Origin of the sequence: Bradyrhizobium sp. STM 3562 (assembly GCF_045571435.1) — a bacterium.
Classification (GTDB): domain Bacteria; phylum Pseudomonadota; class Alphaproteobacteria; order Rhizobiales; family Xanthobacteraceae; genus Bradyrhizobium.
Genome location: NZ_CP120694.1, coordinates 6346781 through 6367171, shown reverse-complemented (window position 1 = coordinate 6367171; position 20391 = coordinate 6346781). Strand labels below are relative to the sequence as shown.

General features: G+C 63.5%; 21 protein-coding genes and 1 pseudogene. 12 read left to right on the top strand and 10 right to left on the bottom strand.

Translation table 11 applies throughout. The features are described 5' to 3' along the window. Window positions 1–210: 210 nt before the first annotated feature. The 4 genes from hpnC to P6U23_RS29375 all read left to right on the top strand — a co-directional run bounded on the left by hpnC (window position 211) and on the right by P6U23_RS29375 (window position 4169). Window positions 211–1089, top strand: a complete 879-nt coding sequence (gene hpnC / locus P6U23_RS29390; RefSeq protein WP_407175884.1) for a squalene synthase HpnC — start codon at window positions 211–213, stop codon at window positions 1087–1089. Then, window positions 1086–1925: a presqualene diphosphate synthase HpnD gene (gene hpnD / locus P6U23_RS29385; RefSeq protein ID WP_407175883.1), complete on the top strand. Its 840-nt coding sequence runs from the start codon at window positions 1086–1088 to the stop codon at window positions 1923–1925. Before hpnC ends, hpnD begins: the two co-directional genes overlap by 4 nt. Next, window positions 1925–3178 carry a hydroxysqualene dehydroxylase HpnE gene (gene hpnE, locus P6U23_RS29380; RefSeq protein ID WP_407175882.1) on the top strand — a complete coding sequence of 418 codons (1254 nt, stop codon included), beginning with the start codon at window positions 1925–1927 and terminating at the stop codon, window positions 3176–3178. The genes hpnD and hpnE overlap by 1 nt, the downstream gene beginning before the upstream one ends. 256 nt (window positions 3179–3434) lie before the next feature. Beyond that, window positions 3435–4169, top strand: coding sequence for a phosphorylase (locus P6U23_RS29375; protein WP_024508770.1), 735 nt, complete (start codon window positions 3435–3437; stop codon window positions 4167–4169). Here P6U23_RS29375 and hpnH read toward each other — a convergent pair. Together hpnH and ispH are read right to left on the bottom strand one after the other, a co-directional pair. Then, window positions 4110–5258, bottom strand: a complete 1149-nt coding sequence (gene hpnH, locus P6U23_RS29370; protein ID WP_407175881.1) for an adenosyl-hopene transferase HpnH — start codon at window positions 5256–5258, stop codon at window positions 4110–4112. The genes P6U23_RS29375 and hpnH overlap by 60 nt on opposite strands. A gap of 36 nt (window positions 5259–5294) precedes the next feature. Continuing rightward, window positions 5295–6251: a 4-hydroxy-3-methylbut-2-enyl diphosphate reductase gene (ispH, locus tag P6U23_RS29365; protein WP_407175880.1), complete on the bottom strand. Its 957-nt coding sequence runs from the start codon at window positions 6249–6251 to the stop codon at window positions 5295–5297. 404 nt (window positions 6252–6655) lie between these two features. On the opposite strand from ispH, the gene P6U23_RS29360 reads away from it, so the two are divergent. Beyond that, window positions 6656–9244: an MMPL family transporter gene (locus P6U23_RS29360; protein WP_407175879.1), complete on the top strand. Its 2589-nt coding sequence runs from the start codon at window positions 6656–6658 to the stop codon at window positions 9242–9244. On the opposite strand, the gene P6U23_RS29355 is transcribed toward P6U23_RS29360, so the two are convergent. Further along, window positions 9212–9817: a DUF2147 domain-containing protein gene (locus P6U23_RS29355; protein WP_407175878.1), complete on the bottom strand. Its 606-nt coding sequence runs from the start codon at window positions 9815–9817 to the stop codon at window positions 9212–9214. The genes P6U23_RS29360 and P6U23_RS29355 overlap by 33 nt on opposite strands. A 124-nt stretch (window positions 9818–9941) precedes the next feature. Between P6U23_RS29355 and hpnO the strand changes: the two genes are divergently transcribed. Further along, window positions 9942–11333, top strand: coding sequence for an aminobacteriohopanetriol synthase HpnO (hpnO, locus tag P6U23_RS29350; RefSeq protein WP_407175877.1), 1392 nt, complete (start codon window positions 9942–9944; stop codon window positions 11331–11333). Window positions 11334–11419: 86 nt separating this feature from the next. On the opposite strand, the gene P6U23_RS29345 is transcribed toward hpnO, so the two are convergent. The 7 genes from P6U23_RS29345 to P6U23_RS29315 form a co-directional block, all read right to left on the bottom strand. Then, window positions 11420–12187, bottom strand: a complete 768-nt coding sequence (locus P6U23_RS29345; RefSeq protein WP_407175876.1) for an anti-sigma factor family protein — start codon at window positions 12185–12187, stop codon at window positions 11420–11422. After that, window positions 12184–12744, bottom strand: coding sequence for a sigma-70 family RNA polymerase sigma factor (locus tag P6U23_RS29340; protein ID WP_407175875.1), 561 nt, complete (start codon window positions 12742–12744; stop codon window positions 12184–12186). Before P6U23_RS29340 ends, P6U23_RS29345 begins: the two co-directional genes overlap by 4 nt. 91 nt (window positions 12745–12835) lie before the next feature. After that, entirely contained in the window at window positions 12836–13183 is a 348-nt protein-coding gene (locus P6U23_RS29335; protein WP_407175874.1) for a cupredoxin family copper-binding protein, read from the bottom strand. A 12-nt stretch (window positions 13184–13195) separates the two neighbouring features. Beyond that, entirely contained in the window at window positions 13196–14137 is a 942-nt protein-coding gene (locus P6U23_RS29330; RefSeq protein ID WP_407175873.1) for a metallophosphoesterase family protein, read from the bottom strand. 146 nt (window positions 14138–14283) lie between these two features. Beyond that, window positions 14284–14466 carry a hypothetical protein gene (locus P6U23_RS29325; protein ID WP_407175872.1) on the bottom strand — a complete coding sequence of 61 codons (183 nt, stop codon included), beginning with the start codon at window positions 14464–14466 and terminating at the stop codon, window positions 14284–14286. Between the two features lie 9 nt (window positions 14467–14475). Then, complete coding sequence (locus tag P6U23_RS29320) at window positions 14476–14709, bottom strand: DUF6894 family protein (protein WP_407175871.1); 234 nt, start codon at window positions 14707–14709, stop codon at window positions 14476–14478. 90 nt (window positions 14710–14799) lie between these two features. Next, window positions 14800–15108, bottom strand: coding sequence for an alcohol dehydrogenase catalytic domain-containing protein (locus tag P6U23_RS29315; protein ID WP_407181625.1), 309 nt, complete (start codon window positions 15106–15108; stop codon window positions 14800–14802). Window positions 15109–15342: 234 nt separating this feature from the next. Here P6U23_RS29315 and P6U23_RS29310 point away from each other — a divergent pair, with 234 nt between their 5' ends. From P6U23_RS29310 to P6U23_RS29285, 6 genes and pseudogenes are all read left to right on the top strand, one after another. Further along, complete coding sequence (locus P6U23_RS29310; protein ID WP_407181624.1) at window positions 15343–15954, top strand: c-type cytochrome; 612 nt, start codon at window positions 15343–15345, stop codon at window positions 15952–15954. Window positions 15955–15966: 12 nt separating this feature from the next. Continuing rightward, a complete protein-coding gene (locus P6U23_RS29305; RefSeq protein ID WP_407175870.1) occupies window positions 15967–17217 on the top strand; it encodes a c-type cytochrome in 1251 nt (416 codons plus the stop codon). Between the two features lie 8 nt (window positions 17218–17225). Beyond that, window positions 17226–17402 carry a hypothetical protein gene (locus P6U23_RS29300; protein WP_407175869.1) on the top strand — a complete coding sequence of 59 codons (177 nt, stop codon included), beginning with the start codon at window positions 17226–17228 and terminating at the stop codon, window positions 17400–17402. Continuing rightward, window positions 17399–17962: pseudogene (locus P6U23_RS29295) on the top strand (cytochrome C oxidase subunit II). The gene P6U23_RS29300 and the pseudogene P6U23_RS29295 overlap by 4 nt, the downstream one beginning before the upstream one ends. Then, window positions 17949–19574 (top strand): b(o/a)3-type cytochrome-c oxidase subunit 1, encoded by a 1626-nt coding sequence (locus tag P6U23_RS29290; protein ID WP_407175868.1) that lies wholly within the window; start codon window positions 17949–17951, stop codon window positions 19572–19574. Before P6U23_RS29295 ends, P6U23_RS29290 begins: the two are co-directional and overlap by 14 nt. Beyond that, window positions 19571–20383 carry a c-type cytochrome gene (locus tag P6U23_RS29285; RefSeq protein WP_407175867.1) on the top strand — a complete coding sequence of 271 codons (813 nt, stop codon included), beginning with the start codon at window positions 19571–19573 and terminating at the stop codon, window positions 20381–20383. Before P6U23_RS29290 ends, P6U23_RS29285 begins: the two co-directional genes overlap by 4 nt. Window positions 20384–20391 lie beyond the last annotated feature (8 nt).

The window sequence follows — 20391 nt, the reverse complement described above, 5'->3', positions numbered from 1 at the left end:
CGCCAAGCCAGGCGCGTCAGCGGCGCGCCAGGCGCGCTAACAATTGCCGCCGCGCCCCCGCAAAGCCGAGCCGGGGGCCGGCGGAACACCCAGACAGCATTGGTTTTGAAAGCATATTCCCCTATATGGGAGCCGTGCTTCGCGGCTTCGCGCGAAGATCGTTTGGTGACCTTCAGGCCTTCGCGCCCCAACGGATGTGGCCAGTTCCCGATGACCGCCGCGAGCGAATTGCGATCCGGAAAGACGCACCGCGACGAGAATTTTCCGGTCGCCTCGTTTCTGATTCACCCGCGGCATCGGGCGCCGATTCTCGCCTTCTACAACTTTGTCAGGACCGCCGACGATATTGCCGACCATGCAACGCTCGCAGCAAGCGACAAGCTCGCCTATCTCGACCTGCTCGAGGCCGAGTTGCTCGGCAAGGGCGACAGCCAGAAAGAGGCGGTTCTCTTGCGGCGGGCGCTCGCCGAGCGCGGCATGCCGCCGCGCCATGCGCTCGATCTGCTCGCTGCATTCCGGATGGACGTGACCAAGCTGCGCTACGAGAACTGGGACGACCTCATCCATTATTGCCGCTATTCCGCGATGCCGGTCGGCCGCTTCGTGCTGGACGTCCATGGCGAGAGTACCTCGACCTGGCCGGCCAATGACGCACTCTGCGCTGCGCTTCAGATCAACAACCATTTGCAGGATTGCGGCAAGGATTTTCGCAATCTCAATCGCGTCTACCTCCCGCGCGATGCGCTTGCGGCGTCGGGTGCGTCGGTCGAAATGCTTGGAAGCGACAAGGCGCCGGCGGAGCTGCTGCAGTGTCTGCAGGCGCTCGCCGCGCGCAACGAGCGCCTGCTCGAAGACAGCAAATCGTTCAGCGCCGAAGTGAAGGATTTTCGGCTTGGGCTTGAAATCTCGGTGATCTATGCCTTCGCCGAGAAGATCGTGCGGTTGCTCAAAGTCCGCGATCCGCTGAGCGAGCGGGTGCATCTGAGCCCGCTCGAGCTGCTCTTCCACAGTCTCGGCGGCATGGCGGCCGAGACGGTGCGACGCGTCGTGGGCCGGCGGCCCGTGTCCAAAGCGGCGGCAGGCCGATGACGGTTCAAGCTGCCGCGCCTGACACCAATTACGGCACGACTGCGTCCGGCAGCTCGTTCTATGCCGCCATGCGCATCCTGCCGCGCGAGCAGCGCGACGCGATGTTTCAGATCTACAGCTTCTGCCGCCAGGTCGACGACATCGCCGATTCCGACGGTCCGCGCCCGGAGCGGCTCAGCGCGCTGCAGCAGTGGCGCGAGGACATCGATGCGCTGTACCGTGGCAATCCGCCGCCGCGCCTGCGCGACTATGTCGCCTCGGTGAAGAAGTTCGGCCTGCAGCGCGAGGATTTCCTCGCCATCATCGACGGCATGGAGATGGACGTGCCGCAGGAGATCCGCGCGCCGGACCTTGCGACGCTTGATCTCTATTGCGATCGTGTGGCGAGCGCGGTCGGACGACTGTCGGTGCGGGTATTCGGGCTGCCCAGCGATGACGGCATTCTGCTCGCTCATCATCTCGGCCGGGCGCTGCAGTTGACGAATATCCTGCGCGACATCGACGAGGACGCGAGCCTCGGCCGGCTCTATCTGCCACGCGAGGAGCTGGAAAAGAACGGTATCACCTCGACCGACCCGCTCAGGGTCGCGACCGAGAAAGCGCTGCCGAAGGTCTGCGCGGCGCTGGTCGAACGGGCGCGGTCCCATTTTGTCGAGGCAGACAAAATCATGGCGCGCCATCCGCGCCGCCTCGTGCGCGCGCCGCGGATCATGTCGAAATATTATCACGCGATCCTGCAACTGCTGATCGCGCGGGGATTTGCGGCCCCGCGCGCACCGGTCCGCGTCGGCAAATTCGCCCGCCTCGCCATCGTCTTGCGCTACGCCTTCATCTGATGCCAAAGACCGTCCACATCATCGGCGCCGGAATTTCGGGCCTGTCCGCGGCCGTACGGCTGGCGGACGCGAACCATCAAGTGCATGTGCACGAGGCCACGCAGCAGGCGGGCGGCCGCTGCCGTTCCTATTTCGACGCGGCGACCAATCTCACCATCGACAACGGCAACCACCTGCTGCTGTCAGCCAATCATCATGCGCTGGCCTATGCGCGCGCCATCGGCAGCGAGAAGGGACTGGTCGGGCCGGCGCGAGCGCAGTTTCCCTTTGTCGATTTAGCGACCGGGCGGCGCTGGCAGCTCGATCTTGGTGATGGCCGGCTGCCGCTTTGGGTGCTCGATCCAAGCCGCCGCGTGCCCGATACCAGCTTGGCCGACTATCTTGCGCTGGCGCCCTTGATCTGGGCCAAGGAGAGCAAGCGGATCGACGAGGCCATTCGCTGCGAGGGCACGCTGTATCATCGGCTGGTGCAACCACTCCTGCTTGCAGCGCTCAATCTTGATCCGCCCGAAGGCTCGGCGGGCCTCGCCGGGGCGATCGTGCGCGAAACCCTGCTCGCCGGTGGACAGGCTTGTCGGCCCCTGATCGCGCGCGACGGCTTGAGCGCGGTGTTGATCGAGCCTGCGATCAAGCATCTCCAGGCAAGGGGGGCGAGCATCCGCATCGGTCATGAGCTGCGCGAGCTCGTGATGGCGGGGGACCGCGTCAGCGCGCTGAAATTCGGCGGCGACGACACGATCGCGCTTGGCGCGGAGGATGCCGTGGTGCTGGCCGTGCCGCCGCGGGCGGCGGCCTCGCTGCTGCCGGGCCTGAAGACGCCGACGAAATTCCGCGCCATCGTGAACGCGCATTTCCGCTTTGACCCGCCCCGCGATGCGCCGCCGATCCTGGGCGTCGTCGGCGGGCTCGTGGAATGGCTGTTCGCCTTCCCACAGCGGCTCTCGGTCACCATCAGCAATGGCGACCGGCTTGTCGATCAGCCGCGCGAGGAGCTCGCGCAGGCCATTTGGCAGGACATCTGCAAGGCCGGAGGCGTTGCCGGCGAGTTGCCGCCCTGGCAGATCGTGCGCGAGCGCCGTGCGACTTTCGAGGCGACACCTGCACAAAATGCTCTGCGTCCGGGGCCGGTCACGGCTTTCAGGAACCTGTTTCTCGCGGGGGACTGGACGGCTACGGGACTGCCGGCGACGATCGAGGGCTCGGTCCAGTCAGGGGACCGCGCCGCGGATCATGTGCTGGCCGCCGGCTCGTAGCGCCCGCGAACGAACGGCACGGGCTTTGCTTGTTAGGGTTGCGGGCCGGATAGACCATCTGGCCGTGGCGCGCAGGGGCGGTACCCACTTGCAACACATTCCGAAAAAGGCTTGTGGAACGGCGGCGTTTGATACCAACCGGATTTCCACGGGTATTTTATCTGCGCTACATGGGTATTGTGAATTCGTCCCGCCGAGGGTGCCGGCGCGGGATCGGAATTGAAAACACCAACAGCAGGGTGGCAGGGGTCGAGAAGTGAGTTTGGGGGCGGAGGACGAGGCGACCGCGGATAAGGGGATCGATCCGCGGCCAGTTCTGATTGTGACCGGTCTGGTGCAGGAGGCCCGCATTGCGGCCGGCCCCGGCATGGTCGTCATTTGCTCAAGTAGTGATCCGAAGCAGTTGCGTGCGCTGCTGACCGTGTTTGATCCGACGACGATCCGCGGCGTCATCAGCTTTGGCGTGGCGGGCGGCCTCGACCCCTCGTTGAAACCGGGCGATATCGTGCTGGCGACCGAGGTCGTCGCCGGCGACGGCCGATGGCTCGCCGAGCTGTCCTTGAACGAAGAGGTGGTGGCGAGCGTGGCGCTGAGGCGCCGGCGCATCATCCGTGGCGGCCTTGCCGGGGCGGAGGAGGTGGTTGCCGCCCAGGCCCGTAAGGCGGCCCTGTGGCTGCAGACGGGCGCCAAAGCGGTCGACATGGAAAGCCACATCGCCGCGGCCTATGCAGCCGATGCCGGCCTGCCGTTCGCGGCGCTGCGCGTGATCAGTGATTCGGCTCACCGCTCGCTGCCGGCCCTTGCCAAATCGGCGATCAGGCCGGATGGCAAGGTCGATCTGCGCAAGATCTTCTCCGGCGTGGTCCGCAATCCGCGGACGCTCAGCGCGCTGGTCTCGACCGGGATCGATTTCAACCGCGCGCTGCGCTCCTTACGCGGCTGTCGAGGCTTTCTGCTTGGCAGCGAGGGCCTCCTCGCGGCGGATCTCTGAGAGCTTCTTCTGGACCTGCTCTGAGAAGATGTACTGCGCCGGGCGCTGCTTGGAGAGGTCGATCTCCGGCGCCATTGGACCGGTGGTGCGGATGCCGCGCAGTGCCACCCACATCGCCTTGAGCGGGTTGTTGATCGCCGCCGTCGCCGCGGTCGGCTCGTAACCGCAATGCGCCATGCAGTTGGCGCACTTCTCGTACTTGCCCGTGCCGTAGGAATCCCAGTCGGTGGTCTCCATCAGCTCCTTGAAGGTCTTGGCGTAACCTTCGCCAAGCAGATAGCAGGGCTTTTGCCAGCCGAAGATGTTGCGCGCGGGCATGCCCCACGGCGTGCATTCGAAGTTCTGGTTACCGGCCAGGAAGTCCAGGAACAGGCCCGAATGCATGAAATTCCACTTCTTGCCCTTGCCCAGCGCAAAGACGTCGCGGAAGAGCCGCTTGGTCTTGGTACGGTTGAGGAAGTGCTCCTGGTCGGGCGCGCGCTCATAGGCATAGCCCGGCGACATCGATACGCCGACCCCGAGCTCGGTGCAGAAGTCGAGGAATTTGGCGATCTCTTCCGCCGGATGGCCGTCGAAGATCGTGGCGTTGACGTTGACGGTAAAGCCGCGCGCCTTCGCCGCCTTGATCGCGGAGACGGCGCGATCGAACACGCCCTTCTGCGACACCGACTTGTCGTGGTGATCGCGCAGGCCGTCCAGATGCACGGAGAAGAACAGGTACGGCGAGGGCTCGAACAGGTCGAGCTTCTTCTCCAACAGCAGCGCGTTGGTGCACAAGGAGACGAACTTCTTGCGGGCAACGAGACCCTTGACGATCTCGCCGATGTCCTTGTGGATCAGCGGCTCGCCGCCGGGAATTGCCACCATCGGCGCGCCACATTCGTCGGCGGCGTCCAGGCAGTCCTGCACGCTCATGCGGCGGTTGAGGATGGCGTCGGGATAATCGATCTTGCCGCAGCCGGCGCAAGCGAGGTTGCAGCGAAACAGTGGCTCCAGCATCAGCACCAGCGGATAGCGTTTCCGGCCGAGCAACTTCTGCTTGATCAGATAGCTGCCGATACGCAGCTCCTTCAGGAACGGTATTGCCATTACGGGTTTTCTTTCTCGAGTCTCAACGGTTGCCGTTCAGCCTGCCGCCAATTCGGCGGGCAGGCGAAATTCAATATTTTCTTCCCGACCCGGCAGCACCGATACCCTCACCGGGCCGATGCGCCGGAGCGCCTCAATAACGTCGTCGACCAGCACTTCCGGCGCCGACGCACCGGCGGTGATGCCGACGGTCTTGGCGCCCTTCAGCCAGTCGGGGTTTAACTCGCTCCCGTCCGCAATCAGATAACTCGCGACGCCGGCCTCGGTGCCGATTTCGCGCAATCTGTTCGAATTGGAGCTATTGGCGGCCCCCACCACCAGGATGACATCCACCAGCTTGCTAAGATCCCTTACCGCAGTTTGCCGGTTCTGTGTCGCATAGCAGATATCCCGGATATCCGGTCCTTGAATATCTGTAAATTTGGCCTGCAGCGCCGCGATGATGTCCTTGGTGTCGTCGACCGAAAGGGTGGTCTGCGTGATGTAGGCCACCGGCGTATCCGCTGGCAGCGTCAGGGCCTTCACATCCTCGACATTCTGCACCAGGAGCACGGGGCCGGGGACCTGGCCCATGGTGCCCTCGACCTCGGGATGGCCGGCATGTCCGATCAGGATCACGGTCCGGCCCTTCGACATGTAGCGCTTGCCCTGATTGTGGACCTTGGTCACGAGCGGGCAGGTCGCATTGAGCACCGGCAGGCCGCGCTCGGCGGCCTCCTCCTCGACGGAGCGCGCCACGCCATGGGCGCTGAACACGGTCACCGCCATCGGCGGCACCTCCGAGAGATCCTCGACGAAGATGGCGCCCTTGTTTTTCAGGCTTTCGACGACGTATTTGTTGTGCACGATCTCGTGGCGCACATAGACCGGCGGTCCGTACTTCTCCAGCGCACGCTCGACGATCTCGATCGCGCGGACCACGCCGGCGCAAAATCCGCGCGGCTGCGCCAGATAGATCTGTCTCGGATGTTCGTTATCCGTACCCAAACTCATTCCTCGTCACCTCCGGGTGCCGCGAATATCTGCAATCTCCGCACCACCACGATGTTTCCTGTTCCCGGTCCACGCGAGACGCGCGGGAACCAGGGGTTTGTGTCAAAAATTCAGCAGCGCGAAAAGGCAGATCGGCTCAGAAATGGGCCGCGAGCCGATGCGGTACTATAGTAGTCAGCGCTAAGTTACGGAAGCTGAAGTCTTTACTACCTCACGTGTTCGCCACTTTACCGCCCAGCAATCCCGGTTATATCAGCCGCATCGCGGGAGCGCTGTCGTTTTCCTGCCACGCTCAGGCAGTCCTTACGAGGAAGAAAGTTCAAATCCAGGTTAATCCGGCTTAGGAAACGCCGCCAGACAGCCGGACGTTTCCGTCGACCCCTGAACCATTAGAAAGAAAAGAAGTGCTGACAAGTATCGTTGTTTCGATCGTCAGAGCCTGTACCCGATTTGCTGTTCTGACTTTACTTGTCGGATTCGCTCTGGCGGTTGCGGCCGGCTATTACACGGCGCGGCATTTTTCCATCAACACCGACATCAATACGCTGATTTCGGAGAAGCTGGATTGGCGCCAGCGCGACCAGCAGTTCGACCGGGCCTTCGATCGCGACAGCACGATTCTGGCCGTGGTGGAAGCGCCAACGCCCGAACAAACCGTCGCCGCAGCGAGCGCGCTCCTGGGTAAGCTGAAGAGCGATACGACGCATTTCATGTCGATGCAGCCGCTCGGCTGGGGCGAGTTCTTTGACAGGGAAGGCCTGCTATTCCTGCCGACGGAGGAAGTTCGCGAGATCACGGGCCAATTCGAATCCGCCGCACCCCTGGTCGAGATCATGGCCGGCGATCCGTCGATCCGCGGGCTCACCGGTGCGCTGGAGACCGGGCTTTCCGGCGTCAAGCGCGGTGAGGTCAAGCTCGACAGCACCGCGCGGCCTTTCAACATGATCGCGCAGACCGTGGAGGACGTCCTCAACAGGGGCAACGCCAACTTCTCCTGGCGTGCGCTCACCAGCGATCAACCGCTCACCGATTCCGACAAGCGCGCCTTCATCGAGTTCAAGCCGATCCTGGATTACAACGCGCTCGAGCCTGGCAGAGCGGCCACCGATGCGATCCGGACCGCGGCCGCCGACCTCGACTTTGCCGGCAAATATCAGGCGCGGGTCCGCCTGACCGGGCCGGTGCCGATCGCCAACGAAGAATATTCGACCGTGCAGGAGGGCGCCATCATCAACGGGATCGGCACCGTGATCGTGGTGCTGGTCATCCTGTGGCTCGCGCTGCACTCGGCGAAGATCATCCTGGCCGTGTTCGTCAACCTGTTCATCGGGCTTGCGATCACCACGGCCGCGGGATTGGCGCTGGTGGGGTCGCTGAACATCCTGTCCGTCGCCTTTGCGGTGCTGTTCGTGGGCCTGGGCGTGGATTTCGGCATTCAGTTCAGCGTCCGCTACCGCTCGGAGCGCTTCAAGAACAACGATCTGAAGCAGGCACTGGCCCAGGCGGCGCGTCGCGTCGCGGTGCCCTTGTCGCTGGCGGCGATGGCGACGGCGGCAGGCTTTCTCTGCTTCATGCCGACCGACTACAGGGGCATTTCCGAGCTCGGCGAGATTGCCGGCGTCGGCATGCTGTTTGCGTTTCTCTCCAGCATCACCGTGCTGCCGGCATTGTTGACCCTGCTCAACCCGCCCGGCGAGAAGGAGCCGGTCGGCTATGCCTTCCTGGCGCCGGTCGATCATTTTCTGGAGAAGCACCGTATCCCGATCGTGGTCGGCACGCTGGCCGTGTCGGTGGCCGGTCTGCCGCTGCTCTACCAGATGCGGTTCGACTTCAACCCGATGCATCTGCGCAATCCGAATGCCGAGTCGATCGCGACCTATCTCGACCTGCGCAAGGATCCAAACACCGGCGCCAGCGCCATCAACGTGCTGACGCGCTCCGATGCCGAGGCCCAGCAGATCAAGGCGAAGCTCGAGAAGCTGCCGGAAGTGCTGCGCGTGATGTCGCTGGATGGCTTCGTGCCGGAGGACCAGGGACCGAAGCTGAAGCTGATCGCGCAGGCCGCGAAGACGCTTGGCCCCGCGCTCAATCCTGATTCCGTCGATCCCGCGCCCTCCGATCAGGAGAACATCGATTCGTTGAAGAGCTCGGTCGCCGCCCTGCGGCGCACGGCCGGCGATGACAAGGGGCCGGGTGCCATGGCCTGCCGACGGCTGGCCGATGCCCTGGAAAAACTCGCCGCCGCCACTGAGGCCACGCGCAACAAGGCACAGGCGATTTTCGTCACCCCGATGAATGTCGTATTCAACCAGCTAAGGAGCGCGCTGCAGGCGCAACCGGTCAGCCTGGAGACGCTGCCGCAGGGACTGGTGCGCGAATGGAAGAGCAAGGACGGCCTGATGCGAGTCGAGGCGCTACCGCGCGGCGATCCCAACGATAACGATAATTTGCGCAAATTCGCCAGCGCCGTGCTCGCCGCCGAGCCGACCGCGATCGGTGGGCCGGTCTCGATCTTGAAATCGGGCGACACCGTGGTCAGCGCCTTTGTCCATGCGGGTATCTACGCGCTTGTGGTGATAAGCCTGTTGCTCTGGATCACGCTGCGGCGGATCACCGACGTGCTGATGACGCTCGTGCCGCTGTTGGTCGCGGGTGCCGTGACGCTGGAAATCTGCGTGCTGATCGGGCTGCCGCTCAATTTCGCCAATATCGTCGCGCTGCCGCTCTTGCTCGGCGTCGGCGTTGCGTTCAAGATTTATTATGTCACGGCGTGGCGTTCGGGGAGGACGAATCTGTTGCAGACCAGTCTGACGCGGGCGATCTTTTTCAGCGCCATGACCACGGCAACCGCTTTCGGCAGCCTCTGGCTGTCGAGCCATCCCGGCACATCCAGCATGGGCAAGCTGCTCGCGCTTTCGCTGTTGACCACGCTGGCGGCCGTGCTGCTGTTTCAGCCTGCACTAATGGGCAAGCCCCGCGACATCAGGGAGTAGGCAGATGTCGCCGACCGGATCGTTCGGATGGCCGGACGCATGCTTCTGAGCAGGGGAGGTGGCGGCACCGGTGGTCCGCGGCGGGTTAGGCGCTGTCTGAGGCGCGCTGCTCCTCGGAGGACCGCCCTTGGCCATGCTGTTGGCGGGGTTCGAGGGAATCGGCGGCGCGACGCGCGTCCAGGTCTCGCCGCCGCAGAGAAAGCCGAGTACGCAGCCCTGAATTTCGAGATGGTTGGAGTCGGTGGGCTTGATGGTAGAACTATAGGTCTGCCCGTCCTTGGCGTTGTAGACTTGTCCCTCCCACTGATCGGTGCCGGGCTTTTTCTTCATATCGAGCAGAATTGGCATGCCCAAAGTCGGTCTATTCCGCTTTGACGGATCGGGGTTATTGGTGTCGCGACCGCCCGGCTCTTTCTCCCAGGCGATCACGCCCCACATGTCGCCATTGCATTGCGCTACCCGGACATTTGCGACACCATCGGCCACCCGCCAGTCTCCTGTCGGGTCAAGCGCCAAAGCAGGCACGATGCTACTGAGAAGAAAGGCCCCCGAAAAAATACTGGCTTTACGCATGAACTTTCGTGGGCAGTGCAACATGGCTCAAACCTGTGCTTGCTTTGAGGGTGTGAATGAGGGCAAAACGCCGCATTGAGCGTTTTCAGTTGACGAGATGGCCATCAACCGAAGTATGTAGCTGATGCTAAGTCCGAATCTAGACGTTTCCGAGATGTTTGTTGAGCGTCAGGCGCAGCGCAGCGCCATGCATGCGCGCCACCTCAATGAACAGCTCGTCCGGGTACTCAAAACGATCGGGTACGATGTCGGGTTCCAGAAGGGGCAGGGCCAATATCTCTACGATCGCGATGGCGTGCGCTATCTCGATCTGTTGAGCGGTTTCGGCGTCTTCGCCATCGGGCGTAATCATCCCACCTTGCGCGCGGCCTTGAAGAGCGTGCTCGACAGCGACCTGCCCAATCTGGTGCAACTCGATGTCTCGACCCTCGCAGGCGTCCTGGCCGAGCGCCTGCTCAAGTTTGTCCCTTATCTCGATAAAGTATTTTTCGCCAATTCAGGCGCCGAGACGGTGGAAGCGGCGATCAAGTTCGCGCGTGGCGCGACGGGCCGCCCCGGCATCGTCTATTGCGGCCACGCTTATCACGGGCTTTCCTACGGCGCGCTGTCGCTGACGGACGACCCGAACTTCCGCAAGGGTTTCGAGCCCCTGCTGCCCGGCTGCACGTCGATTCCGTTCAACGATCTGGCCGCGCTGGAGCAGGCCCTGTCGTCGCGCGAGATCGCCGGCTTCATCGTCGAGCCGATCCAGGGCAAGGGCGTCAACATGCCGACCGACGAGTTTCTGCCGGGGGCGGCGGCGTTGTGCAAAAAATATGGCACGCTGTTCATCGCCGATGAAATCCAGACCGGCATGGGCCGTACCGGCCGCTTCACCGCGGTGGAGCATTGGAATGTCGAGCCTGACATGGTGCTGCTCTCCAAGGCACTGTCCGGCGGCCATGTCCCGGTCGGCGCGCTGCTCACGCGCAAGAGCATCTTCGACAAGATCTTCAACCAGATGGATCGTGCGGTCGTACACGGCTCGACCTTTGCGAAAAACGACCTTGCGATGGCGGCGGGGATCGCCACGCTCGAAGTGCTGGAGTCGGAAAAGCTGATCGAGGCCGCCGCCAAGCGCGGGGCGGAGCTCCGGCTGGCGCTGACCCGCATGGTCCCGGGCTACGAGCTGATGAAAGAGGTTCGCGGCAAGGGCCTGATGATCGGCGTCGAGTTCGGTCCGCCCAAATCGCTGCGGCTGAAGGCGTCGTGGAACGTGCTGGAGACCGCGAGCAAGGGGCTATTCTGTCAGCTCATCACCGTGCCGCTGTTCAAGGATCACAAGATTCTCACCCAGGTCGCCGGCCATGGCAGCCACACTATCAAGCTGCTGCCGTCACTCAACATCACCGAAGAGGACTGCAACTGGATCGCGACCGCGTTCGACAGCGTGATCGCCGCCAGCCACAAGGTCCCAGGCGCGATCTGGTCGCTCGGCAAGACGCTGGTCGACAACGCGGTGCGGAAGTCGGCGTAAGACTGGGCGTCAGCCGTAGCCCGCGTGAGCGCAGCGACATGCGGGATTAGCCGCCCGGATATCGCTGCGCTCATCCGGGCTACGCTCTATCCCTCCTTATTGGCGCGCGTTGCCGCCTCGAATTTCTCGCTGAACTCGGCGAGCTCATCCGCGCCGATATCGCTGATCGCCCAGAAATTCAGGCCGCGGTCGCTCCAGGTGCGGATGTTGTAGCCCTGCAGCGTCTCGGTTCGGGCCGCACGATGCTCGGTGTTCGCGGTCTGCGCGACGAACAGATTGATCACATGCGCCCGCCGCTTGTAGACGACGGCTCCGATCGGGCGGGCGTCGACATAGTCAAGGCGGCCGCCGATCAGGGTAAAGCCCTGCGCGGTGAGATCGATCACGGGCGGGGCGACGTCGATCCTGCCGTTGAACCATGGCTTGACCGTGTGCTGGTCGGTCGAGAGCACGTCGGTGAGATGGCCGGCCTGCAGTGAGCGCAGATGCGCGGAGACGATCTCGGACATGATGCGCTGCTCGTCGTCCTCGCGCAGTACGATGGCGACGAGTCCGGTTGCGGCAAGCGCCGACACCGCTGATCCCATCGCAAAACCGCGCAGCACCAGGCGGCGGCTCGGCGCTGCGGCTGTCGCCTTTGGCAGCGCGGCATCGACGCGGCGCCGCAGGCTCTCCGGCGCGGTATAGCGCAGAGCGGCGCCCGCGATCGCCTGGCTCATCTGGCGATAGGCGGCGAGGGCGGCGGCGCAATGCGTGCACGCTGCGACATGAGCCTCGACCTCGCGCGCGTGGCTCGCATCGAGCTCGCCGTCGATCAGCGCGTGGATCAGGATTTCGGCTTCCTCACATGTCATCTCGCTGCCTCCTGTTCCGCGATCCATGCCGCGCGCAGCATGGCGCGGGCGCGGGCGAGACGGGACATCACGGTGCCAACCGGCGCCCCGACCGTCTCGGCGATTTCGCGGTAGGACAGGTTGTTGATTTCGCGCAGCACGAAGGTCTCGCGGAATGGTTCGGCGAGCGTATCGATCAGCCGGCGGATGGCATCGGCATCGCGCTCGCGCAGGATCTGCGCCTCCGGCGTCTCCTGGCTCTCATGCCACAGTGGGGTTTGCTCCGCCGCTTCCGGCGTGTCCTCGATGGTCGCGGCGGGCGCGGCGGCGCGGCGCGCATATTCGGCGCGGCAGATGTTGCGCAGGATCGCGAAGAGCCAGGGCCTGATCGCCGGCCCGCGATAGGTGTCGAAATGCTTCAGCGCGCGCAGGTAGCATTCCTGCACCGCGTCCTCGGCATCCGCTGCATCGCGCAGCAAATAGCGCGCGAGCGTGTAGGCGTCGTTCAGATGCGGCAGCGTCAATTCGCGAAAGCGCCGCGCCCTGTCGGGATCATGATCGAAACTGAAGACCGGCATCGCCTTTTGCCCGGCGGTTGCAGAAGACGCGGGTGCCCGGCCGGCTTTAGGCCACCGGCCGGGCACCATTGTGATGCCTTGGTTTGCGGCACTACTCAACCTTGATCATTCCCGTCATATGCGGGTGCAGCGAACAAAAATATTTGTAGTCGCCGGCCGCGGTGAAGGTGAAGGAGAAGCTGTTGTCGGTATCCATGGTCTTCGACCTGAATTTGCCTGCCGATACCACCGTGTGCGGGATGTCATCGTGATTGGTCCAGGTGACGGTGTCACCGACCTTCACCGTCAGGTCGGGCGGTGTGAAGGTGAAGTTGTCGATCGTCACCTGCAACTCCTGGGCCTGCGCGCTGTGGGCGCCGAGCGTGAGGGAAATGGTCGCGGCGAGCGCGAGGCGAAGCAGGAGGTGGCGACCCAAGCCGCGGAAATAGGTCAGCGTCATTTGCGAATTCCCTTAGCCCTGCAGCGGCGTGTCGATGATGGCGAGGCGCTGATCGCCTTGCTTGAAGTTTACGCTGGCAATCCCGAGCACGCTGCGCAGCCTGCTGTCTTCGACCTTCATTGGTCCGGGCGAGGGAGCGGTACCGGGTGCGGGCTGCGGGAAGGCCGTGGAGCGTGCGGTGTGGAAGGTGACATTGCCTTCGACCTTCTGCATCACCTGGTGGATATGGCCGTTGAGTACGGTGACCGAGCCGAAGCCCTTGAGATATTCGAGCGCACGCGCGCCGTCCTCGGTGCCCCAGCCCCATTGCTGATAAACGGTCCACAGCGGGATGTGCGCGAACACCACGATCGGGGTGGATTTCGATTTTCCCTTGAGGTCGTCCTCGAGCCATTCGAGCTGCTCGGCGCCGAGATTGCCGAGGCCGCCGGCCTTCAGGTCCACGACGTTGACGAGGCCGACGAAGTGTACGCCATTGGCGTCGAACGAATAATAGCCCGGGCCCTTGGTGCCCTTGCCGTAGCGTTCCTTGTAGAACTTGACCTCTTCATCGAGGAAGTCGTGCTCGCCCGGCACGTAATGCACATCCAGTTTGGCCTGGGAGATGATGCGGTCCGCATCGTCGAACTCGGAGGCCTTCGACAGGTGCGAGATGTCGCCGGTATGAATCATGAAAGCGGGCTTGGTCTGCAGCGCCTTTACCTTGTTGATCGCCTCTTCGAGCGTGCCGAGGGCGTTCGGGTTGGCCGGCTTGTCGAAACCGACATGGCTGTCGCTGATTTGCAGGAATGTCAGCCCTCGCTCGGCGGCGCTCGCGGCATCGACCAGCCCGAGCGAGCGCGGCACACCGCCGGAAATGGTCCAGAGCACGCCGGTGCCCGCCCAGGTCATGCATTCAAGCACTCTGCGGCGGCTGATGCCGGATTCCTCGTCGTGTTTGTGGTTGTGGCTCATCGCGCTCTCTCCTTGGACCCATGATTGGGCTCCACGGCTTTGATCGAGCGCGCTCGGAGTTTATTCCCACCGCATCCGCGGCGAGCCGCTGGCATTGCGGCAGGGGTTAATGACGTTTCCGTGAGCTGGTGCGGGATTCGCCTTGACTACAGCAGGTTACGCTCGACGCGTTGCTGATGAGCCGCACGCCATTTCGGGCCGGGCCCACGCATGTAGTGCAGCTCGGGCCGATAGGGATCCCAGGCGGCTTTGATCAGCCATTGCCACCCCGCGGCGATCACATGCAGGCTGCGTCGAAGCGGAGACAAGGACGGCTGCGGGATCGGCATGGCGTCCTCTCAATGCGGCTTGCCGAGCATGGAGGTGAAGGGCAGGGTGAAGAGCTCCTCGCCATCGTCGTCGGTGACGTGCAGGACCCAGCCCCGCCAGTCTTCCGCGGTCGGCTCCATGATGAGGGAACGGATGACGCAGTTCGCGTATTCCCGCGCCTCAGCGAGGTCAGTCACCTCGGCGGGGCATCCCTTAAGCACCGCTCCTCGTCTGTTGGAACAATGGAAAAAGACCTGGGTCATCTTTCGCATCCCGCATTAGGGCGACGTTCACGTCATAGAGATACCAGCGGGGCCGCCGGCGGAAAATTCGGAGCATTCCGGTCAGGAAAACTACGGATGCGGCGACCTATGCCGCTCCGCCTGGGTCCCGTCGATCCTGTTGCCGAGAATCCATCCGCCGTTCGCGCCATGGGAGTACGTGCCGTGCCGGCAATAGTCGTATTTTCCGCAGGACGAGATGCTGGAAGTCAGGACGTGATCGCCGGGCTTGGATGCGCTCACCGCGGCGCCGATCTCGTCAACCGCCCCGCTTCCTTCCTGTCCAAGGATGCGCCTCGTCAGTAGAGCGCTGGTTGGCGAGCGGTCATCACCATTTGAGATAATGTCGAACGAGCGACAATTCGCCCTAATTTGGATCATCGCAACAACGCGGACGAGGCTTGCCAAGTAGAGTCGCATCAGGAAGAATCCGCTGCGACTCTACGCTGTCCGCAACGAGGAACAATCGATGCCGGCGAGCGTTTAGACTTGCTGGTTACGCTGCTTTGGGGAGGCCGCGTGTTGCTGCGCGTTTTCATTGCCGGCCTTGGATTTGCACTTTCCATCCAGGCCTTTCCCGCCAACGCCGAAACACCTAATCAGCCGCCCGATACGATGGCAGCGCGCGTCGAGGCTTGCGCGCCCTGCCATGGCGACCAGGGGCAGGGGACGAATGATGTTTATTTCCCGCGCCTTGCTGGAAAGCCTGCCGGCTATCTCTACAATCAGCTCCTCGCGTTCCGAAACGTCCGGCGCAAATACCCGCCGATGAACTATTTGCTTGAATTTCTGCCCGATCCCTACCTGCAAGACATGGCGGATTATTTCGCAAGCCTGCATCCACCATTGCCGCCGCCTGCGGCCAGTGACGTGAGCCAGGAGGTTTTGCAGCGCGGGGAATCGCTGGTGACGCATGGAGACGCGTCGCGACAGATTCCGGCCTGCGCGAGCTGCCATGGGCCGGCGCTCACCGGCATGGAGCCCGGCATTCCGGGATTGCTTGGGTTGCGTGCAAACTACATCAGCGCGCAGCTCGGCGCCTGGCGCTATGGCACCCGCACGGCAAAGGCGCCCGATTGCATGCAGACCGTCGCCGCCAAGTTGACCGAAGCGGATGTTACGGCCGTTGCAGCCTGGCTTGCGTCGCGGACAGCACCCGTGAGCCTGGCACCTGCCCCGAAGGGGACGTACGTGCTGCCCTTCGCTTGCGGCAGCGAACCGAATTGAGGAGCGCGGGTGATGAGGTCGCGATTCCTTCCCGTTATTCTCGCCTCGCTCTTCGCCTGCGCCGCACTGGCCCAGGACAAGGATGGAGCCAACAGCAACGCCATCATCGCGCGAGGCGAGTATCTTGCACGCGCCGGCGATTGCATCGCCTGTCACACCGCGCCGGAGGGGCGCATTTTCGCCGGCGGGCGCGCGATGCCGACGCCGTTCGGCACGCTCTACAGCTCCAACATCACGCCGGACCGCGACACCGGGATCGGCAAATGGACCGCCGACGATTTCTACCAGACCATGCACAGGGGCCGATTTCCCGACGGCGGCCTGATCTATCCGGCGATGCCGTTCGCGTCCTACACCAAGGTCACACGTGCCGACAGCGATGCGATCTTCGCTTACCTGAAGAGTGTCCCGCCGGTGAACCAGAAGAATCGGGAGCACGATTTGCGCTTTCCCTACGACAACAGGCAGTTGATCCTCGGCTGGCGGACGCTGTTCTTCACCGAAGGCGAATACAAGCCGGACCCCGGCAAGTCGGCGGAATGGAATCGCGGCGCTTACCTGGTCGAGGGACTTGGCCATTGCGGCATGTGCCATTCGCCAATCAACGCGCTCGGCGGCACCTCGCAATCGGAGGCCTTCAAGGGCGGCCTGATCCCGATGCAGAACTGGTACGCGCCGTCGTTGACGTCGAACCGCGAGGCGGGGCTTGGGGATTGGAGCATCAAGGACATCACCGATCTCCTGAAGACAGGCGTTTCGATGCGCGGCGTGGTCTACGGGCCGATGGCCGAAGTGGTGCACAACAGCCTGCAATATCTCACAGACGACGATACGCGTGCCATGGCGGTGTATCTGAAGAGCATCGCCGAACCGTCGCCACCGCCTCCGGCGGCGGCCTCGGCGCTGCCGCGATCAGAGAGCAGCCTGCTGATGAGCCTCGGCAAGACCGTCTATGACGCGCGCTGCGCGAGCTGTCACGGCGCGCAAGGCGAGGGCAAGCCGCCGCACTGGCCGCCACTTGCGGGCAACCAGTCGATAGGAATGGAATCCGCGGTCAATCCGATCCGCATGGTGCTGAACGGCGGCTATCCGCCGGGCACGGCGGGCAATCCCAGGCCCTACGGCATGCCACCATTCGCTGGACTGCTCTCGGACAACGAGGTCGCTGCCGTCGTCACCTATATCCGCGCCTCCTGGGGCAATCGCGGCGCGGCGGTCAGCGCCCGCGAAGCCAATGAGCTGCGCTCCGCGCCATTGAACTGAGGCTGCCCATGTTCAATTCGGATTCGCCCCAGTTTGCCCCGGCCGATCAACAGGCCGTCGACCGCGTGGTCGCCGCCGGACCGCGTGGCGCGCTGATGCTGGCAGGGATAGCGACGGTGATCGTGGTCTTGATGTGGCTTGTCTTCTATCTCTTCGTGTTCATGCCGCGCGGGGCGCTGCAATGAGCGTGCAGGATAATCCTCACGGCGCCGAGGTCGCCGCACGCGTCGAGCGGCGCTGGGCGGTCGTCTCTATCATCATCGTCGTGACGGTGACGCTGCTTGCTGCAATCGCCGGCATCCACCGGGCGACCATGCCGCAGGCGCGCGTCGAGACCGTCGATCCGTCGCGCCTGCATCTGTCCGGCGAGTTCGTCGAGTCCAATCTCGGCAGCGTGCTCGAACCGGATGGCTCGGTGACGGTGCGCGCAAGCGGCCAGCAATATTCGTTCACGCCCGCCTGCATCCTGGTGCCGGCACAGACGCCGATCGCGTTACGCGCCACCAGCGCCGACGTGGTCCATGGCATCCTGATCTAGGGGACCAACATCAACACCATGCTCGTGCCCGGCTATATCTCGGAGCAATTCATGCGCTTCGAGAAGACCGGCGACTATCTGATGCCGTGCCAGGAGTTCTGCAGCTTTGGCCACGAGGGCATGTGGGGCAAGGTGAGGGTGATCGACAAGGCGGAATTCGCCGCGCGGGCAAAAAATGGCGGGAGGCTGAGCTGTGTTGGTGAATAAGAGGCTCATCCTCGCGCATTTCTGGCTGGCTTTTGCCGTATTCGGTCTCGCGCTGGTGCTCGGCGCCTGGCAGATGTTCGTCCGCAGCCCGCTGCACACCTGGCTCAGCGATCCCGAATGGTATTACCGCTCGCTCACCGCGCATGGCACGGCGATGGGCTATGTGTTTCCGACACTGGTGGCGATGGGCTTTGGCTATGCGATCAGCGAATCCGCGCTCGAGCAGCGTCTGATTGGCGTCCGCTGGGCCTGGACCGGATTCTGGCTGATTGCGGTCGGCGCGGTCATCGCGATGGTGCCGGTGGCGCTCGGCCGCGCCTCGGTGCTCTACACCTTCTATCCGCCGCTGATCGGCAGTCCGTTCTATTACATCGGCGTGGTGTTGGTGGTGGTCGGCTCCTGGGTCTGGGTTGCGCTGATGTCGATCAATCTGCACGTCTGGAGGCGCGCGCATCCGGATGCGCCGGTGCCGCTTGCGATGTTTGCCAACGTCGCGGGCTCCTATCTTTGGGCATGGACGGCGGTCGGCGCCGCGCTTGAGCTGCTGCTGCAGATCATTCCGGTTGCGCTCGGACTGAGGAGCACGATCGACGCCGGGCTCGCCCGCGTGTTCTTCTCCTGGACATTGCATGCCATCGTCTATTTCTGGCTGATCCCGACCTACATCGCCTATTACGCCATCGTGCCGCGCGCGATCGGCGGCCGGGTCTACAGCGATACCATGGCGCGGATGGCCTTTATCCTCTTCCTGGTGGTGGCGATGCCGATCGGCATTCACCACACCTTTGCGGACCCGCAAGTGGGCGCCGGATTCAAGTTCATCCACTCCGCCTTCACCGCGCTGGTGGCGCTGCCGACCTTGCTCACCGTGTTCACGATCTGCGCCTCGGTCGAAATCGCGGGCCGGCTGCGCGGCGGGCGGGGATTGTTCGGCTGGATCGCCGCGCTGCCCTGGGACAACCCTATCATGCTTGCGGTCGCGTTTTCATTCGTCATGCTCGGTTTCGGCGGTGCCGGCGGGTTGATCAACATGAGCTATCAGCTCGATGCCACCGTGCACAACACGCAGTGGATCACCGGCCATTTTCATCTGATCTTCGGCGGCGCCATCGTCATCATGTATTTCGCAATCGCCTATGATCTCTGGCCTCATCTGACAGGCCGCGCCTTCAGCGATGTCAGGCTGATCCGCACCCAGCTTTGGCTGTGGTTCATCGGCATGATCGTCACCACCTTCCCTTGGCACTGGGTGGGTATTCTCGGCATGCCGCGCCGGATGGCCTATTTCGATTTCACCAGCCCGGCACTGGCGCCGGAGGCGGTGTATGTGACGTTGTCGGTGATCGGCGCCGTCATCCTGCTCGCTTCAGGTCTGCTGTTCCTGTTCATTCTCGCCCGCGGTCAGATGGCGCCGCACGCCGAGGCCGGTCCTTACCGCTTCAGCCTGGCGGTGCATCCGCCGGTACGGGTGCCGATCGCTCTCAACAGTTACGCGTTGTGGGTGGCGCTGATGATCGGCCTGACCATCACGAATTATGGCTTCCCGATTGCGAACCTAGCCTCGCGCCAGGATACGTCGGTGCCCGCAGTCTACGTGGGAGCGCAGCGATGAGCGCGCGCGAGATATTCTCGTTTCGCAATCCTTATTTCTCGGCGAGCGTCGGCATTACGGTTGCACTGTTCCTGTTGACGGCGCTCGGCGGCTTCATTGTGCTGCCCTATGCCCAGCCGCAACTGAAGTTTGCGGGCCTTTGGGACACGATCTGCGGCGCGGCTGGTCTGCCGCGCGCGTCGACGGCTGAAGGTGGGCAGCCTGCGGCACACACCTCTCGGGTCGTGCTCACCTCGACAACGCTCGCGCGTGCCAGCCAGGAATCGATCGGCCGCGGCGCGACGCTCGCGCAGCGCTGTGCCATTTGTCATGGACCCACCGGCATCAGCCAGGCGGATTCGCCAAATCTCGCCGGCCAATATGCCAGTGTGATCTACAAGGAGCTGCTCGACTTCCGCTCCGGCGCGCGCACAAACGCGGTGATGTCGCCATTTGCGCAGAATCTTTCCGATCAGGACATTGCCGATCTCGCCGCCTACTATGCTTATCTGCCGCGGTTGCCGGCCTTTCACCCTGAACCACAATTGGCACCGACCCGAATTGTCGTCTATGGGGCGCCGCTCCGCGGGATCGCGCCGTGCGGCTCCTGCCATGGCAGCCTCGACAATAAGACGGGCAGCCCCTGGCTCGAGGGCCAGTCCGCGCTCTATATGAAAACGCAACTGCAGGCTTTTGCCTCCGGCGAGCGCCGCAACGACATCAATCAGCAGATGCGCAACATCGCGCGCGCGATGACACCGCAGGAGATCGAGGAAGCGGCATCCTACTACGCCTCGCAACCGCCGGAATTCATCAAGGTCGTGGAGTAACGCGGCCC